17 protein-coding genes and 1 CRISPR repeat array are annotated in these 16,301 nt (G+C 56.3%); of the genes, 16 read left to right on the forward strand and 1 reads right to left on the reverse strand.

Features of this window, described 5'->3' with window-relative positions:
- Positions 1-2 precede the first annotated feature (2 nt).
- From cas7e to cas2e, 5 genes are read left to right on the forward strand one after another with little or no spacing between them, the layout of a single operon-like run.
- Positions 3-1,061, forward strand: coding sequence for a type I-E CRISPR-associated protein Cas7/Cse4/CasC (gene cas7e, locus CMQ96_RS13460; protein WP_098066912.1), 1,059 nt, complete (start codon positions 3-5; stop codon positions 1,059-1,061).
- 9 nt (positions 1,062-1,070) lie between these two features.
- Positions 1,071-1,817: a type I-E CRISPR-associated protein Cas5/CasD gene (cas5e, locus tag CMQ96_RS13465; RefSeq protein ID WP_004137313.1), complete on the forward strand. Its 747-nt coding sequence runs from the start codon at positions 1,071-1,073 to the stop codon at positions 1,815-1,817.
- Positions 1,799-2,449, forward strand: coding sequence for a type I-E CRISPR-associated protein Cas6/Cse3/CasE (gene cas6e / locus CMQ96_RS13470; protein WP_064410882.1), 651 nt, complete (start codon positions 1,799-1,801; stop codon positions 2,447-2,449). The genes cas5e and cas6e overlap by 19 nt, the downstream gene beginning before the upstream one ends.
- A complete protein-coding gene (cas1e, locus tag CMQ96_RS13475; protein ID WP_098066913.1) occupies positions 2,446-3,366 on the forward strand; it encodes a type I-E CRISPR-associated endonuclease Cas1e in 921 nt (306 codons plus the stop codon). Before cas6e ends, cas1e begins: the two co-directional genes overlap by 4 nt.
- The gene (gene cas2e / locus CMQ96_RS13480; RefSeq protein WP_004137319.1) at positions 3,366-3,659 is read left to right on the forward strand and encodes a type I-E CRISPR-associated endoribonuclease Cas2e; all 294 of its coding nucleotides are present in this window, start codon (positions 3,366-3,368) and stop codon (positions 3,657-3,659) included. The genes cas1e and cas2e overlap by 1 nt, the downstream gene beginning before the upstream one ends.
- A 96-nt stretch (positions 3,660-3,755) precedes the next feature.
- A CRISPR array of direct repeats spans positions 3,756-5,738; the repeat unit is 29 nt; unit sequence GTGTTCCCCGCGCTAGCGGGGATAAACCG.
- A 359-nt stretch (positions 5,739-6,097) separates the two neighbouring features.
- Here the strand turns inward: cas2e and CMQ96_RS13485 are convergent.
- Positions 6,098-7,153, reverse strand: coding sequence for an aminopeptidase (locus CMQ96_RS13485; RefSeq protein ID WP_004137323.1), 1,056 nt, complete (start codon positions 7,151-7,153; stop codon positions 6,098-6,100).
- 246 nt (positions 7,154-7,399) lie between these two features.
- On the opposite strand from CMQ96_RS13485, the gene cysG reads away from it, so the two are divergent.
- The 11 genes from cysG to CMQ96_RS13540 all read left to right on the forward strand — a co-directional run bounded on the left by cysG (position 7,400) and on the right by CMQ96_RS13540 (position 16,220).
- Positions 7,400-8,806, forward strand: a complete 1,407-nt coding sequence (gene cysG / locus CMQ96_RS13490) for a siroheme synthase CysG (RefSeq protein WP_162685338.1) — start codon at positions 7,400-7,402, stop codon at positions 8,804-8,806.
- A gap of 9 nt (positions 8,807-8,815) precedes the next feature.
- A complete protein-coding gene (gene cysD, locus CMQ96_RS13495) occupies positions 8,816-9,724 on the forward strand; it encodes a sulfate adenylyltransferase subunit CysD (protein ID WP_004104981.1) in 909 nt (302 codons plus the stop codon).
- A 9-nt stretch (positions 9,725-9,733) separates the two neighbouring features.
- Positions 9,734-11,161: a sulfate adenylyltransferase subunit CysN gene (gene cysN / locus CMQ96_RS13500; protein WP_064343145.1), complete on the forward strand. Its 1,428-nt coding sequence runs from the start codon at positions 9,734-9,736 to the stop codon at positions 11,159-11,161.
- Complete coding sequence (gene cysC / locus CMQ96_RS13505) at positions 11,161-11,766, forward strand: adenylyl-sulfate kinase (protein WP_004124289.1); 606 nt, start codon at positions 11,161-11,163, stop codon at positions 11,764-11,766. Before cysN ends, cysC begins: the two co-directional genes overlap by 1 nt.
- Positions 11,767-11,819: 53 nt before the next feature.
- The gene (locus tag CMQ96_RS13510) at positions 11,820-12,146 is read left to right on the forward strand and encodes a DUF3561 family protein (protein ID WP_004137329.1); all 327 of its coding nucleotides are present in this window, start codon (positions 11,820-11,822) and stop codon (positions 12,144-12,146) included.
- 139 nt (positions 12,147-12,285) lie between these two features.
- Positions 12,286-12,603, forward strand: coding sequence for a cell division protein FtsB (gene ftsB, locus CMQ96_RS13515; protein ID WP_004124270.1), 318 nt, complete (start codon positions 12,286-12,288; stop codon positions 12,601-12,603).
- 19 nt (positions 12,604-12,622) lie between these two features.
- Positions 12,623-13,333 carry a 2-C-methyl-D-erythritol 4-phosphate cytidylyltransferase gene (ispD, locus tag CMQ96_RS13520; RefSeq protein WP_004137332.1) on the forward strand — a complete coding sequence of 237 codons (711 nt, stop codon included), beginning with the start codon at positions 12,623-12,625 and terminating at the stop codon, positions 13,331-13,333.
- A complete protein-coding gene (gene ispF, locus CMQ96_RS13525) occupies positions 13,333-13,812 on the forward strand; it encodes a 2-C-methyl-D-erythritol 2,4-cyclodiphosphate synthase (RefSeq protein ID WP_004124268.1) in 480 nt (159 codons plus the stop codon). Before ispD ends, ispF begins: the two co-directional genes overlap by 1 nt.
- Positions 13,809-14,858, forward strand: a complete 1,050-nt coding sequence (truD, locus tag CMQ96_RS13530) for a tRNA pseudouridine(13) synthase TruD (protein WP_098066914.1) — start codon at positions 13,809-13,811, stop codon at positions 14,856-14,858. Before ispF ends, truD begins: the two co-directional genes overlap by 4 nt.
- On the forward strand, positions 14,839-15,600 hold the full coding sequence (surE, locus tag CMQ96_RS13535) for a 5'/3'-nucleotidase SurE (RefSeq protein WP_004124266.1): 762 nt from the start codon (positions 14,839-14,841) through the stop codon (positions 15,598-15,600). The genes truD and surE overlap by 20 nt, the downstream gene beginning before the upstream one ends.
- A complete protein-coding gene (locus tag CMQ96_RS13540) occupies positions 15,594-16,220 on the forward strand; it encodes a protein-L-isoaspartate(D-aspartate) O-methyltransferase (protein ID WP_024358491.1) in 627 nt (208 codons plus the stop codon). The genes surE and CMQ96_RS13540 overlap by 7 nt, the downstream gene beginning before the upstream one ends.
- Positions 16,221-16,301: the final 81 nt, after the last annotated feature.

The following is a 16,301-nucleotide window of genomic DNA, read 5'->3' on the forward strand; positions in this document are numbered from 1 at the left end:
AGATGACCACATTTATTCAGCTGCATTTACTCACCGCTTATCCAGCCGCCAACCTGAACCGCGACGACACCGGTTCACCGAAAACTGTGGTGCTTGGCGGTGCGACGCGTCTGCGCGTTACTTCGCAAAGCCTGAAGCGCGCATGGCGGACCTCCGAACTTTTTGAACAGGCGCTGTCCGGAAATATCGGTATCCGTAGCGGACGTATTGCTCGTGAAGCGGCGAAGATCCTTATTGAAAAAGGTATTGATGAGAAAAAGACCATCGAGTGGGCGGCAAAAATTGCGGATTACTTAGGTAAGGCAAAAGCAGATAAAAAAGCAAAAGATCCGCTGACCAACACCGAGACCGAACAACTGGTGCATATCAGTCCGGCTGAGTTTGATGCGGTCATGGCCCTGACGCACCGTCTGGCGGAAGTAAAGCGTGCGCCAAACGAAGACGAGCTGGATTTATTGCGTCACGATCGTATGGCTGTCGATATTGCCATGTTTGGCCGCATGCTGGCCAATAAACCGGAATTCAATGTTGAAGCTGCCTGCCAGGTTGCGCACGCCTTCGGCGTTAGTGAAACGATTGTGGAAGATGACTTTTTTACCGCTGTTGATGATCTCCGGAAGACTTCGCTAGAGGATGCCGGTGCCGGACACCTCGGTGAAGCCGGATTTGGCTCGGCGCTGTTTTATACCTATATCTGCATCGACAAAGATCTGCTGGTGAAAAATCTGAACGGTAATGAGGAACTGGTGAACAAAACGCTACGTGCCTTTACTGAGGCAGCGCTGAAAGTCTCGCCAACCGGTAAGCAAAACAGCTTCGCCAGCCGCGCCTATGCGTCCTGGGCGCTGGCGGAAAAAGGCACCGATCAACCGCGTTCGCTGGCCGCGGCATTTTACAATCCGATCAACGGCACCAATCAGCTGGATGCTGCGGTAAAACGCATTACTGAACTGCGTGAAAATATGAATACCGTTTACGAACAGCAGACATCATGTGTCGATTTTGACGTTATGAAAAAGAAGGGAAGTATCAAAGACGTACTGGACTTTATCTGCGCGTAAGGGGCGGCTATGAGCCAATATTTGGTTTTTCAGCTACATGGGCCGATGGCCTCCTGGGGCGTTGATGCGCCCGGCGAAGTGCGCCATAGCCACGAGCTACCCTCGCGTTCGGCACTGCTAGGTTTCCTGGCAGCAGCACTGGGTATCCGGCGCGATGAAGAAGCTCGCTTGAACGCGTTCAATCAGCATTACTCTTTTCTGCTGTGCGCCAGTCAGGAACCGCGCTGGGCGCGAGACTATCACACGGTCCAGATGCCGAAAGAAGTGCGTAAAGCCCGTTATTTCTGTCGTCGTGAAGAGTTGAGCGATCCAGAACTGCTCAGCGCGCTGATCTCGCGGCGGGACTATTACACTGATGCCTGGTGGATGGTGGCGCTTACGCAAACGACGGATGCGCCTTATTCGCTGGAACAACTGCGGGATGCATTACAGCACCCTGTTTTTCCTCTGTATCTGGGGCGAAAAAGTCACCCGCTGGCTTTGCCACTTGCGCCGTTGTTGCTGGAGGGTGCCGCACCGGATGTGTTGAACGAGGCGTATCGACAGTATCGGGAAAAGTTCAACAAGATAAATATCCGACTAGCAGAACTGCAACCTGAGTGCTGGTGGGAAGGCGAGCATGTCGGTCTGAATGCTAATAAAGTCTTACGTCGTCGTGACAGCCCGATGAGCCGCAAGCACTGGACGTTTGGCGAGCGTACCGTTAATCAAGGGCCGCTGCTCATCAAGGAGGAACCGTGTACCTTGCAAAAATAACGCTGCATACCAGCCAGCTATTACCATCACAGCTATTACAACTGGTGGATCGCGGTGAATATGCGATGCACCAGTGGCTCTGGGAGTTATTTCCAGAAGGGCCGGAGCGGCAGTTTCTTTATCGCCGGGAGGAGCTTCAGGGGGCGTTTCGTTTCTTTGTTCTTTCCCTTGAGCCTCCCGCTGAAAGTGAGATTTTTGATATTCAGTATCGACCATTTGCACCAACGTTGATCGCAGGACAGACCCTGTGTTTTAGCCTGCGTGCTAACCCAACGATTTGTAAAGGCGGTAAACGTCACGATCTATTGATGGAGGCGAAGCGCCAGGTAAGGGGGCAGGTTAATGGCCCGGATATCTGGCTGCATCAGCAGCAGGCGGCGCAGGGCTGGCTGGCGCGTCAGGGGGAGCAAAATGGGTTTTCACTGCGTGAAGTGAATGTTGATGCCTATCGGCAACAGCAGGTTGTGCGGGTGAAATCGCGCCAGATGATCCAGTTCAGTAGCGTGGATTACTCCGGCGTGCTGGTGGTTAACGAACCCACGTTATTCCTGCAACGTTTGATTCAGGGATACGGGAAAAGCCGGGCGTTTGGCTGTGGGTTAATGTTGATTAAACCCGGAGATGACGAGTGACATTTGTTCCGCTAAGCCCAATCCCATTGAAAGACCGTACGTCGATGATTTTTCTCCAGTATGGCCAGGTAGACGTACTCGATGGCGCGTTTGTGTTGATCGATAAGACGGGGATACGTACTCATATTCCGGTTGGGTCTGTAGCTTGCATAATGCTGGAACCGGGAACGCGGGTTTCTCATGCGGCGGTACGCCTGGCATCGACGGTTGGTACGTTACTGGTATGGGTGGGGGAAGCGGGAGTACGCGTTTACTCTTCCGGCCAGCCCGGCGGGGCGCGTGCTGATAAACTTCTTTATCAGGCGAAGCTAGCGTTGGATGATGATTTACGTCTGAAAGTAGTGAGAAAAATGTATGAGCTGCGGTTTCGGGAACCCCCTCCAGCGCGACGTTCTGTTGAGCAACTGCGCGGTATTGAAGGGGCCCGCGTCCGTCAGACTTACTTGTTATTGGCTAAACAGTACGGCGTGAAGTGGCATGGGCGTAATTATGATCCTAAAGACTGGGAAAAGGGTGATGTAGTTAACCGGTGCATCAGCGCGGCGACTTCTTGTCTTTACGGAATATCAGAAGCAGCGGTGCTGGCGGCTGGCTACGCGCCTGCGATTGGTTTTATACATAGCGGCAAACCTCTTTCATTTGTTTATGACATCGCGGACATCATCAAATTTGAAGCCGTCGTTCCTAAGGCATTTGAAATTGCCGCTCGCGCACCGGCTGAACCCGATCGAGAAGTTAGACTGGCCTGCCGTGATATTTTCCGTAGTACTAAGCTGACTGGAAAACTCATTCCTTTGATTGAGGACGTGCTAGCTGCTGGTGAGATTGAGCCGCCTCAGCCAGCGCCAGATATGTTGCCGCCGGCGATACCAGAGCCACAGCGACTCGGCGACGGCGGGCATCGGGGGCATGGCTGATGAGTATGGTAGTTGTTGTTACGGAAAACGTGCCGCCGCGCCTGCGAGGACGGCTTGCCATATGGTTGTTAGAGATTAGGGCTGGCGTCTACGTCGGCGATGTTTCAAAACGTGTGCGGGAGATGATTTGGCAACAGATTACGCAATTAGGCGGCGCTGGAAATGTTGTTATGGCCTGGGCGACGAATACAGAGTCCGGTTTTGAGTTTCAAACTTGGGGAGAAAATCGACGTAGTCCGGTAGATTTGGACGGCCTGAGATTGGTTTCTTTCCTTCCCATTGAAAATCAGTAAGTTATAAGTTCTTTAATAAAAAGGAATTGTAGAACATAAGTTGGTAAATTGTTGCTCTCTGAAAATTGTAATAGAAAACAAATATATATATTTAGAGTGTTCCCCGCGCTAGCGGGGATAAACCGGTGATACCCTGGTTGTTTGGGCGCTTGATCGGGTGTTCCCCGCGCTAGCGGGGATAAACCTACCTTTCTCTCTTTCTGAACGACTATTCTGGCGTGTTCCCCGCGCTAGCGGGGATAAACCGAATTAGGCGAATGCGTTATCGGTACCGGTGACGTGTTCCCCGCGCTAGCGGGGATAAACCGTTGAGCACACAAGCCCTGACGGCAGCATGACGGTGTTCCCCGCGCTAGCGGGGATAAACCGGACCCTAACACGCTAGTGCGTTCGTTCATCCTGTGTTCCCCGCGCTAGCGGGGATAAACCGACAGAGTTCGCCATGATGATTAACGCCAAATAGTGTTCCCCGCGCTAGCGGGGATAAACCGCATGAGTAACGTAAAAATCTACACTGCCACTCGTGTTCCCCGCGCTAGCGGGGATAAACCGCTATCAACGCTTAGTTGTGTCTGCATGGTTCAGTGTTCCCCGCGCTAGCGGGGATAAACCTTATCTGGAATTCGCCGCCGTTGCCTTCGTTGCGTGTTCCCCGCGCTAGCGGGGATAAACCGCCATCGAGTACCGACATTAACGCTTCGCTGCCGTGTTCCCCGCGCTAGCGGGGATAAACCGAAAATACAAAATTGATAAACCGGGCTGCTGAGGTGTTCCCCGCGCTAGCGGGGATAAACCGCCTGACGAAGACTTCATTCGCCTCATGCAAGGGTGTTCCCCGCGCTAGCGGGGATAAACCGAACGTATTGGCAGCATCACCTAAGACAATCATGTGTTCCCCGCGCTAGCGGGGATAAACCGGGAAGAAAGTCGAATTGCCACGGCGTGAACATGTGTTCCCCGCGCTAGCGGGGATAAACCGACCATAGAACCAAAATCAACCTCAGGGTCAGCGTGTTCCCCGCGCTAGCGGGGATAAACCGAAAAGCATCTACGACATACGACGTGATAACCTGTGTTCCCCGCGCTAGCGGGGATAAACCGACAACGCACCGCGGCAGAACAGCGAAAAGTTAGTGTTCCCCGCGCTAGCGGGGATAAACCGCCACCGGTCTATATTTCAGCTGATTATGACATGTGTTCCCCGCGCTAGCGGGGATAAACCGACCACGAATGAAAATGTGGCCAGGAAAGCCGAGTGTTCCCCGCGCTAGCGGGGATAAACCGGTTGGCCAGGCATACGCAGCAAATGCCATTGCGGTGTTCCCCGCGCTAGCGGGGATAAACCGCATTCTCCGTGCTCACTGGCCCGTAACGACTGGTGTTCCCCGCGCTAGCGGGGATAAACCGGGTGCTTGCCTGGGTAAAACTGAACAGGCTTAGTGTTCCCCGCGCTAGCGGGGATAAACCGACCATTCTCATCATTCACGGCACGCAGTTAGTGTGTTCCCCGCGCTAGCGGGGATAAACCGCCGTTGATTTTTTCCGACGCTGGCTCAGTCTCGTGTTCCCCGCGCTAGCGGGGATAAACCGACTGCGTATGTGAAAATTTCGCCGCACCACTGGTGTTCCCCGCGCTAGCGGGGATAAACCGCGACCGCCAGCGGCGTTGTTAAACACGCCTGGGTGTTCCCCGCGCTAGCGGGGATAAACCGGTGATTCCAGCGTTAACCCGCAACAGTTCATGGTGTTCCCCGCGCTAGCGGGGATAAACCGCCTATAACCGACGAAGGCAAGCGCCGCGCACGGTGTTCCCCGCGCTAGCGGGGATAAACCGATAGTTTTGTGGGTGCTAACAGTATTCCGGGAGTGTTCCCCGCGCTAGCGGGGATAAACCGACAACGCAGCCAACTGAGATTCAGAAGGCAGCGTGTTCCCCGCGCTAGCGGGGATAAACCGCGATCCACTTTCTCACCGCAGAGCAAAAAGAAGTGTTCCCCGCGCTAGCGGGGATAAACCAGCTCCCGCTGGACGCTTCGACATGTTTGCGAATGTGTTCCCCGCGTCAGCGGGGGTTAACCGGTTTTTTCCCATACGCGCTCCGCATTCAGGGAATGTTCCCCGCGCCGCCATTCTTATTATCCTGTACTTTATTTTTTTACGTTATTATTTAGTGTGGCAAAGTCCAGTTCCAGTCAATACTTGCCAAAATTTTTGGCTCATGGGAACAGTGCGCCGTTTTTAACATAGCGCTTATACAGACGTTTTACCGATGCTGGGTTCTGAGCCCAAATCCAACCCGTCGTGCCAGACGCGCTGCCAGATATAAACCTGGTTGTCGGCGATGGACCGCGCGCTGGCAGCCAGTAGTAGAAACAACGGTATTAAAAAGCGAAAACGCATCATGGCGACAGTCCTTGTTGCCAGATTTTATCGTTAGTCTATTTTGAGGTAGGCTTCTTCTCCGCCTTCGCCAGCTCTTTCACCAGCGGCAGCATCACTTTCATCACATCGCGTCCGCGATGCTCAATCCGCCCCGGCAGCGCTTTATCAATATACTGCAGGTTATCCAACTGAAGGTTGTGCCAACTGGTGCCGTCCGGAAAGCTGCGTGATTTGCCCCGCTGCTGATAACCGTCTTTCTTGCCCAATGACCAGTTGGTCGCTTCCACCGACAGTACCGGGATCCCGGCGTTATCGAAAACGCTGGCGTCGTTACAGCAGCCGGTGCCTTTCGGGAAGTCCCGGTTCAGCCCTGGATTGATGAAGGCCGCGATGCCGTGGCTGCGGGCGATAAACAGCGCCCGGTCGCGGGTGAGCTTGCGCACCGACGCTGGCGTGCTGCGGCCGCTATTAAAGTACAGCTTATCGCCCACGACCAGATTATCGAGATTAATCACCAGCAGGGTGTTTTTCTTTTCCGCATCGCTCATGCGCTTAAGCAGATTCTGTGCCCCCAGCCGGCCTTCTTCTTCGCCGCTGGTGGCAACGAAGCGAATACCGTAACGGGTGGGAACGTTCTTTAACTGTTCAGCAAGTTCCAGCATGACGCCCAACCCCATCGCGTTATCGTCGATCCCCTGTAGGGTCAGGCCGCCGAGGTTATTTTCAACATCTTTATCGCTCTGCGGCGCGTAGGTATCCAGGTGCGCCATGATAATGATCTGCTGGCGAGATTGGCCTTCATGAGCGGCGATCACCGTACTGCCGGTGACGTTATGCCAGTTTTTACGCTGACTGCTATCGGTATAGACGTAGCGGGTATTGAAGCTGCGCACATCGCTCTGATAACCCATCTGGGCGAACTGCTGGCGGAGGTAATCGGCTGACAGCATCTCGGCCGGCGTACCGGTCATTCTTCCGGGAAAAAAGGTGGCGATATGACGAGCCTGGGCATTGGCGGTTTCGCCCGGGGCGCTGAATGCCGGGGCGGCGGAGAAGACAAATCCTGCGCCCAACGCCAGGGGGAGCAGGCGACGGCACAATGCGGAAAACATAGGGGATCCTTTAGCACTTAAAACAATTTCACCCGCGTAGTATGAAACTGTGACCGGGGTTAAACAATTTCAATCGCTCTTAAATGGTGGAAAAACCGCGTGTTAAGCACTTTTTGATATTTGCTTTCCCAGGTCGTTATTCTTTTGAGTAACAACTCATTCCATTTCGTAATTTCATTTGCTCTAAACCGCACCCTATAGTCGCTCTATTGCTGATTGTAAGAGAGTTGTTGCGCAGTGGAATACTTGCCGATATTTGCCGAAGTGAAAGACAGACCTGTGCTGGTGATCGGCGGCGGCGAGATAGCCGCGCGTAAGATTACGTTTTTGCTGCGCGCTGAAGCGAAGGTGCACATTGTCGCCGAAACGTTGATGCCGGAACTTGCCGAAAAGGTCGAGCGCGAGGAAATTCAGTGGCGGGCAACCGTTTTTGAAGAGCAGCAGCTTGATGACGTATTTCTGGTGATTGCCGCCACCGAAGATGACGAGCTGAACCAACGCGTTTACGTCGCGGCGAACGCGCGTTATCGGCTGGTCAACGTCGTGGATAATCAAGCGCTGTGCTCGTTTGTCTTTCCATCAATTGTCGATCGCTCTCCGCTGCTGGTGGCCATCTCTTCCAGCGGCAAAGCGCCGGTGCTGTCGCGGATTTTGCGCGAAAAAATCGAAGCCCTGCTGCCCACCAACCTGGGGCGGCTGGCTGAAACGGCGAGCTACTGGCGTCACCATATTAAAACCCATCTGAAAACCACCGCCGAACGCCGCCGCTTTTGGGAGCGCGTGTTTACCGGTCGTTTTGCCAGCCTGATGCTGGCGGGCAACAAAGCCGAAGCGGAAAAAGCGCTGGAAGATGAACTTCGGCAGCCGGAAAAGCGCCCCGGTGAAATTATTCTTGTCGGAGCAGGGCCGGGCGATGCCGGATTGCTGACTCTGCGCGGCCTGCAGGCCCTTCAGCAGGCGGACGTGGTGTTTTACGACAACCTGGTCACCCCGGAGGTGCGCGAACTGGTGCGCCGGGACGCGGAGACAATCTGCGTCGGTAAAAGCGCCTCCGGCATATCCGTACCGCAGCAGGAGATCAACCGTCTGCTGGTGGACGCAGCGAAAGAGGGCAAAACGGTGATTCGCCTGAAGGGCGGCGACCCGTTTATTTTTGGCCGCGGCGGCGAAGAGCTGCAGGCCGCGGCCGAAGCGGGCATTCCGTTTCAGGTCGTCCCGGGCGTGACGGCGGCGGCGGGCGCAACGGCCTATGCCGGAATTCCGTTGACGCATCGTGATTATGCCCAGAGCGCAACCTTTATTACTGGCCACTTCGGCGCGGAAAACTCGCCGCTCGACTGGGCGCGGCTGGCGCAAAGCGGCCAGACCCTGGCGATTTATATGGGCAGCCTGAAAGCGGCGGAAATCAGCGCGCAGCTGATTGCCAACGGCCGCGAGGGCGATACCCCGGTAGCGGTGATCTCGCGCGGCACCCGCGCCGATCAGCAAACGAAGACCGGCACATTACAACAGCTTGAAAGCCTGGCGAAAGACGCCCCGATGCCCGCCCTGATCGTGGTAGGAGACGTGGTGCAATTACATCAACAGCTCGCCTGGTATCAACACACCTCATCCTCAGAGGCCTTTAAGGCTTCTGTAGTAAATCTGGCTTAAGGAACGGTTATGGACCAAAAACGACTCACTCACCTGCGGCAACTGGAGGCGGAAAGCATCCATATCATTCGTGAGGTGGCCGCCGAATTCTCTAACCCGGTGATGATGTACTCCATCGGTAAAGACTCCAGCGTGATGCTGCATCTGGCGCGTAAAGCGTTTTATCCGGGCACCCTGCCGTTCCCGCTGCTGCACGTCGATACCGGCTGGAAATTCCGCGAAATGTATGAGTTCCGTGACCGTACCGCTAAAGCCTACGGCTGCGAGCTGCTGGTACATAAAAACCCGGAAGGGGTGGCGATGGGGATTAACCCGTTCGTTCACGGCAGCGCCAAGCATACCGATATCATGAAAACCGAAGGTCTCAAGCAGGCGCTGAACAAATACGGCTTCGATGCCGCGTTCGGCGGCGCGCGTCGCGATGAAGAGAAATCCCGCGCCAAAGAGCGTATTTACTCCTTCCGCGACCGCTTCCACCGCTGGGACCCGAAAAACCAGCGCCCGGAGCTATGGCACAACTATAACGGCCAGATTAACAAGGGCGAAAGCATCCGCGTCTTCCCGCTCTCCAACTGGACCGAGCTGGATATCTGGCAGTACATCTATCTGGAAAATATTGAAATTGTTCCACTGTACCTGGCGGCAGAACGTCCGGTGCTGGAGCGCGACGGGATGCTGATGATGATCGATGACGATCGCATCAATTTACAGCCCGGCGAGATGATCAAAAAACAAATGGTACGCTTTCGCACCCTCGGCTGCTGGCCGCTGACCGGCGCGGTGGAGTCCAACGCGCAAACGCTGCCGGAGATTATCGAAGAGATGCTGGTGTCGACCACCAGCGAACGACAGGGGCGCGTGATTGACCGCGACCAGGCAGGCTCCATGGAGCTGAAGAAACGTCAGGGTTATTTCTAAGGAGCCGCCATGAACACCACAATTGCACAACAAATTGCCAATGAAGGCGGCGTAGAAGCCTACCTGCACGCGCAGCAGCACAAAAGCTTGCTGCGCTTTCTGACCTGCGGCAGCGTCGATGACGGTAAAAGTACGCTGATTGGCCGGCTACTGCACGATACCCGCCAGATTTATGAAGATCAGCTCTCCTCGCTGCATAATGACAGCAAACGTCACGGCACGCAGGGCGAAAAACTCGATCTGGCGCTGCTGGTGGACGGTCTGCAGGCCGAGCGCGAGCAGGGGATTACCATCGACGTCGCCTACCGCTACTTCTCTACTGAGAAGCGCAAATTTATCATCGCCGACACCCCGGGGCACGAGCAGTACACCCGTAATATGGCGACCGGCGCGTCAACCTGCGACCTGGCGATCCTGCTGATCGACGCCCGCAAAGGCGTGCTCGATCAGACTCGCCGCCACAGCTTTATCTCAACGCTGCTGGGGATCAAACACCTGGTGGTGGCGGTGAACAAAATGGACCTCGTCGATTTTAGCGAAGAGACCTTTAACACTATTCGTGAAGCGTATCTGACCTTTGCTGAACAGCTGCCAGGCGATCTCGACATTCGCTTTGTCCCGCTCTCCGCGCTGGAAGGGGACAACGTCGCCAGCCAGAGCGATAAAATGCCGTGGTACAGCGGCCCGACGCTGCTGGAAGTGCTGGAAACCGTTGAGATTCAGCGCGTGGTGGAAAGCCAGCCGCTGCGCTTTCCGGTGCAGTACGTTAACCGCCCGAATCTCGACTTCCGCGGGTTTTCCGGGACGGTTGCCGCCGGCCGCGTGAGCGTAGGACAGCGTCTGAAAGTGCTGCCGTCGGGGGTGGAATCCACCGTGGCGCGCATCGTCACCTTTGACGGCGACCTGCCGGAAGCGGCGGCCGGGGAGGCGATCACGCTCGTGCTGAAGGATGAAATTGATATCAGCCGCGGCGACCTGCTGGTGGACGCGGCGGTCTCTCTACCTGCGGTACAAAGCGCCAGCGTTGATGTGGTATGGATGGCGGAGCAGGCGCTGGCGCCCGGCCAGAGCTACGACATTAAAATCGCCGGTAAGAAAACCCGCGCCCGCGTGGATGGCGTACGCTACCAGGTTGATATCAACAATCTGACCCAGCGCGAAGTAGAATCGCTGCCGCTCAACGGCATCGGACTGGTAGATCTGACTTTCGACGAGCCGCTGGTGCTGGATAAATACCAGGATAACCCGGTCACCGGGGGGCTTATCTTTATTGACCGTTTAACCAACGTTACCGTTGGCGCGGGCATGGTACGCGAGCCGAACGAACAGGCGCAGGCGGGCGCTTCCCAGTACAGCGCGTTTGAGCTTGAGCTGAATCAGCTTATTCGCAAGCACTTCCCGCACTGGGACGCTCGCGACCTGCTGGGAGGCAAGTAATGGCCCGGCATGACGAAAACGTCGTCTGGCATGCGCATCCTGTCACTCAGGAGCAGCGCGAACAGCATCACGGCCATCGCGGCGTGGTGCTGTGGTTCACCGGGCTTTCGGGCTCGGGGAAATCCACCGTTGCCGGCGCGCTGGAAGAGGCGCTGCATCGGCTCGGCGTGAGCACCTATTTGCTGGATGGCGATAACGTGCGTCACGGCCTGTGCAGCGATCTTGGCTTCAGCGACGACGACCGCAAAGAAAACATTCGCCGGGTGGGTGAAGTGGCGAAACTGATGGTGGATGCCGGACTGGTGGTATTGACCGCGTTTATCTCTCCGCATCGCGCAGAACGGCAGATGGTACGCGAGCGTTTAGGCGAAGGACGTTTTATCGAAGTCTTTGTCGATACGCCGCTGGCGATCTGCGAAGCGCGGGATCCGAAAGGCCTGTATAAGAAAGCGCGGGCCGGAGAGCTGCGCAACTTTACCGGAATAGATTCAGTGTATGAATCCCCGGAGCGCGCTGAAATTCACCTCGACGGTGAACAATTGGTAACAAATTTGGTGCACCAATTATTAGACCTGCTACGACAGAGCGATATTATCAGATCCTGAAACGGCAGCGGCATCATCACAGGATGCCGATCGCCAGGTCAACAGGATTCGATATGCGCAATACCCAGAACATCAGTATTATTCGTTCAGAACCGCCGCCGACAGTCAGCGACGAGACCACCTGGTCTCTGTCGGGCGCTGCCGTTGGCTTTATTTCATGGCTGCTGGCGCTGGGTATTCCCTTCCTGATCTATGGCAGTAATACGCTATTTGTCCTCCTCTATACCTGGCCGTTCTTTCTGGCATTAATGCCGGTTGCCGTCGTGGTTGGCATCGCGCTGCATTCGCTGATGGACGGAAAACTTCAATACAGCGTCTGCGCGACGATTTTGACCGTCGGACTGATGTTCGGTCTGCTGTTCCTCTGGCTACTGGGGTAGTCTTTTTACGAATGAATCTAGCCTGGGTATCAACGGTAAAAATGTGGTACAGTCCCCGCGTTACGCGGCGTCGTCCGCGCGCCAGAGTAGAGAACTCGGGCGAGTTATGGGATGATGATGCCGTTTTTCAGGGGGCAGGATGGGTAAACTAACGCTGCTGTTATTGGCTTTGCTGGTCTGGCTACAGTACTCGCTGTGGTTCGGCAAAAATGGCCTGCACGACTATAGCCGGGTTGATGACGATGTCTCCGCGCAGCAGGCAACTAACGCTAAATTAAAAGCACGCAACGATCAGCTGTTCGCCGAAATTGACGACCTCAACGGCGGTCAGGAAGCTATCGAAGAGCGCGCACGCAATGAACTCAGTATGACCCGCCCGGGCGAAACGTTTTATCGTCTGGTGCCGGATGCGTCAAAACGCAACCAGGCCGCGGGGCAACAGCAGAATAATCGATAAACAGGCCCAGGATTACAACATGGCAGCCACTTTTCCGGGCGTTTGCGCCGTGGTGCCGGCAGCCGGTTTTGGCCGCCGCATGCAAACGGAATGCCCTAAACAATATCTCTCAATCGGTAACAAAACGATTCTCGAGCACGCGGTCGCCGCGCTGCTGGCAAACCCGCGTATACGGCGGGTGGTCATCGCCGTCAGCCCGGGCGACGTGCGCTTTAGCCAACTGCCGTTGGCGAACCATCCTCAAATTACCGTCGTTGATGGCGGGACAGAACGCGCGGATTCCGTTCTCGCTGGCCTGAAGGTGCTTGGCGAGGCTGATTGGGTGCTGGTGCACGATGCCGCGCGCCCCTGCTTGCACCAGGATGACCTCAGCCGCCTGCTTCAATTATGCGAAACCAGCCGTACGGGCGGCATTCTGGCCGCTCCGGTTCGCGACACGATGAAGCGCGCGGAGCCGGGCAGGGCGGCTATCGCCCATACCGTTGAGCGTAATGATTTATGGCACGCGCTGACGCCGCAATTTTTCCCTCGCGAACTGCTTGTTGATTGCCTGACGCGGGCGCTTAATGAAGGCGCGACTATCACCGACGAAGCCTCGGCGCTGGAGTACTGCGGCTTCCATCCTGAACTGGTCGCCGGACGAGCTGATAATATAAAAGTGACGCGCCCGGAAGACCTGGCGCTGGCCGAATTTTACCTTACCCGTTCCCGACACCAGGAGAAGGCTTAATGCGAATTGGACACGGTTTTGACGTACACGCTTTTGGCGGTGAAGGCCCAATCATTATCGGCGGCGTGCGCGTGCCCTACGAGAAAGGGCTGCTGGCGCACTCCGACGGCGACGTCGCGCTGCATGCGCTGACCGATGCGCTGCTCGGCGCGGCGGCGCTGGGCGACATCGGCAAGCTGTTTCCGGATACCGATCCGGCCTTTAAGGGCGCCGACAGCCGCGAACTGCTGCGCGAAGCGTGGCGGCGGATTCAGGCGAAAGGCTATACCCTTGGCAACGTAGACGTCACCATCATCGCCCAGGCGCCGAAAATGCTGCCGCATATTCCCCAGATGCGCGTCTTTATCGCCGAAGATCTCGGTTGCCATATGGATGATGTGAACGTCAAAGCCACCACCACGGAAAAGCTGGGCTTTACCGGCCGCGGCGAAGGCATCGCCTGTGAAGCGGTGGCGCTGCTGCGTAAGGCGGAGAAATGATCGCTTTTGACGAACTCACCTACCTGCATGGAAAACCGCTGGGCCAGGGGCTGCTAAAAGCCAGTCCGGAGGACTTTTTGGTGGTGGAAGATCTCGGCTTTTCCCCCGATGGCGAAGGCGAGCATGTGCTGGTGAGAATTCTGAAAAACGGCTGCAATACCCGTTTTGTTGCTGACTCGCTGGCAAAATTCCTTAAAATTCATGCGCGTGAAGTGAGCTTTGCCGGGCAGAAGGACAAACACGCGGTGACTGAACAGTGGCTGTGCGCCAGAGTACCGGGCAAAGAGATGCCCGACCTGAGCAAATTTCAGCTCGAGGGTTGCCAGGTTCTGGAGTACGCGCGCCATAAGCGCAAGCTGCGCCTCGGGGCGCTGAAGGGGAACCAGTTTACTCTGGTACTGCGCGAAGTCAGCGCCCGCGACGATGTCGAAAAGCGTTTACAGGCGATCGTCGAGCATGGCGTGCCCAACTATTTCGGCGCCCAGCGCTTCGGTATCGGCGGCAGTAACCTGCAGGGGGCGCTGCGCTGGGCCGAGAGCGGCGCGCCGGTGCGCGATCGCAATAAACGCAGTTTTTGGTTGTCGGCGGCCCGCAGCGCATTGTTTAATCAACAGGTTGGTATTAGATTAAAAAAACCGGAATTTAATCAGGTTGTTGATGGCGATGCGCTACAATTAGCGGGGCGCGGAAGCTGGTTCGTTGCGGACTATGAAGAACTGACGGCACTCCAGGCGCGGGTAGATAACCGCGAGCTGATGATTACCGCTGCGCTTGTGGGCAGCGGCGACTGGGGAAGCCAACGGGGCGCGCTGGCCGCTGAACAGGCGGCAGTGGTCGAAGAGACGCAGCTACAGGCGCTGCTGGTGCGTGAAAAAGTAGAGGCCGCCCGCCGGGCGATGCTGCTTTATCCCCAGCAGATGAGCTGGAACTGGTGGGATGACGTTACCGTTGAACTGCGTTTCTGGCTGCCCGCAGGCAGCTTCGCCACCAGCGTAGTAAGGGAGCTTATCAATACAACGGGTGACTATGCGAATATTGCTGAGTAACGATGACGGGATTCATGCGCCGGGCATTCAGACCCTGGCAAAGGCCTTACGAGAATTCGCTGAGGTTCAGATAGTTGCACCCGATCGTAACCGCAGCGGAGCGTCGAATTCCCTGACGCTGGAATCTTCGCTACGTACTTTCACTTTTGATAACGGCGATATCGCCGTACAGATGGGCACCCCGACGGACTGTGTTTACCTCGGCGTGAACGCCCTGATGCGGCCGCGTCCGGATATTGTGGTCTCCGGCATTAACGCCGGCCCCAACCTCGGTGACGACGTCATCTATTCCGGCACCGTTGCCGCCGCGATGGAGGGCCGTCATCTCGGCTTTCCGGCGCTGGCCGTCTCGCTAAACGGCTATCAGCATTATGATACCGCCGCCGCGGTTACCTGCTCGATTCTGCGGGCTTTAAGCCGCGAGCCGCTGCGTACCGGACGCATTCTGAATATCAACGTGCCGGATCTGCCCCTTGAGCAGATTAAAGGTATCCGCGTGACCCGCTGCGGCAGCCGGCATCCTTCCGATCAGGTGATCCCGCAAAAAGATCCGCGCGGCAATACGCTGTACTGGATTGGACCTCCGGGCGAGAAGTACGACGCCGGGCCGGATACCGATTTTGCCGCCGTGGATGAAGGCTATGTGTCGGTCACTCCGCTACATGTCGATTTAACCGCCCACGGCGCACATGAGGTGGTGAGCGGCTGGCTGGATCGCGTTGGGGTTGATACGCAATGGTAAATAAACGTGTTGAAAGTCTTCTCAATCAGCTCCGCACGCAGGGCATTGTTGACGAGCGCGTGCTGAACGCGATCGCGCTGGTGCCGCGAGAAAAGTTTGTTGATGAAGCCTTTGAACATAAGGCGTGGGAAAACACGGCGCTGCCGATTGGCCAGGGGCAAACCATCTCGCAACCCTACATGGTGGCGCGGATGACCGAGCTTCTGACGCTAACGCCGGAGTCAAGGGTGCTGGAAATTGGCACCGGATCTGGCTATCAGACGGCGATCCTGGCGCATCTGGTGCATCACGTGTGCTCGGTTGAGCGCATTAAGAGTTTGCAGTGGCACGCGCGCCGTCGCCTTAAACAACTTGATTTACATAATGTTTCAACCCGTCACGGCGATGGATGGCAGGGTTGGCAGGCACGCGCGCCGTTCGACGCGATCATCGTTACCGCCGCGCCGCCGGAAATTCCGGCCGCGCTGCTGGCGCAGCTGGACGATGGCGGCGTACTGGTGCTGCCGGTAGGCGAAGAGCACCAGTTCCTGAAGCGAATCCGTCGGCGCGGCAACGAGTTTGTCATTGATACTGTCGAAGCCGTGCGCTTTGTACCCCTCGTGAAAGGGGAGTTGGCCTGAACCCGGATTATTCCAGGTTTTTTTGCCTGCATTTAGGCATAGGGTGGACGCATTTTTCGTGTCCTGGCCGGGCGCCGTCCG

Source organism: Klebsiella sp. MBT K-1, from assembly GCF_002556465.1.
Classification (GTDB): domain Bacteria; phylum Pseudomonadota; class Gammaproteobacteria; order Enterobacterales; family Enterobacteriaceae; genus Klebsiella; species Klebsiella grimontii.

Coding starts and splice junctions, on each gene's coding strand:
- cas7e (WP_098066912.1), top strand. CDS start 3: ATGACCACATTTATTCAGCTGCATTTACTCACCGCTTATCCAGCCGCC.
- cas5e (WP_004137313.1), top strand. CDS start 1,071: ATGAGCCAATATTTGGTTTTTCAGCTACATGGGCCGATGGCCTCCTGG.
- cas2e (WP_004137319.1), top strand. CDS start 3,366: ATGAGTATGGTAGTTGTTGTTACGGAAAACGTGCCGCCGCGCCTGCGA.
- CMQ96_RS13485 (WP_004137323.1), bottom strand. CDS start 7,153: ATGTTTTCCGCATTGTGCCGTCGCCTGCTCCCCCTGGCGTTGGGCGCA.
- CMQ96_RS13510 (WP_004137329.1), top strand. CDS start 11,820: ATGCGCAATACCCAGAACATCAGTATTATTCGTTCAGAACCGCCGCCG.
- cysD (WP_004104981.1), top strand. CDS start 8,816: ATGGACCAAAAACGACTCACTCACCTGCGGCAACTGGAGGCGGAAAGC.
- CMQ96_RS13540 (WP_024358491.1), top strand. CDS start 15,594: ATGGTAAATAAACGTGTTGAAAGTCTTCTCAATCAGCTCCGCACGCAG.
- ispF (WP_004124268.1), top strand. CDS start 13,333: ATGCGAATTGGACACGGTTTTGACGTACACGCTTTTGGCGGTGAAGGC.
- ftsB (WP_004124270.1), top strand. CDS start 12,286: ATGGGTAAACTAACGCTGCTGTTATTGGCTTTGCTGGTCTGGCTACAG.
- cysN (WP_064343145.1), top strand. CDS start 9,734: ATGAACACCACAATTGCACAACAAATTGCCAATGAAGGCGGCGTAGAA.
- cysC (WP_004124289.1), top strand. CDS start 11,161: ATGGCCCGGCATGACGAAAACGTCGTCTGGCATGCGCATCCTGTCACT.
- surE (WP_004124266.1), top strand. CDS start 14,839: ATGCGAATATTGCTGAGTAACGATGACGGGATTCATGCGCCGGGCATT.
- truD (WP_098066914.1), top strand. CDS start 13,809: ATGATCGCTTTTGACGAACTCACCTACCTGCATGGAAAACCGCTGGGC.
- ispD (WP_004137332.1), top strand. CDS start 12,623: ATGGCAGCCACTTTTCCGGGCGTTTGCGCCGTGGTGCCGGCAGCCGGT.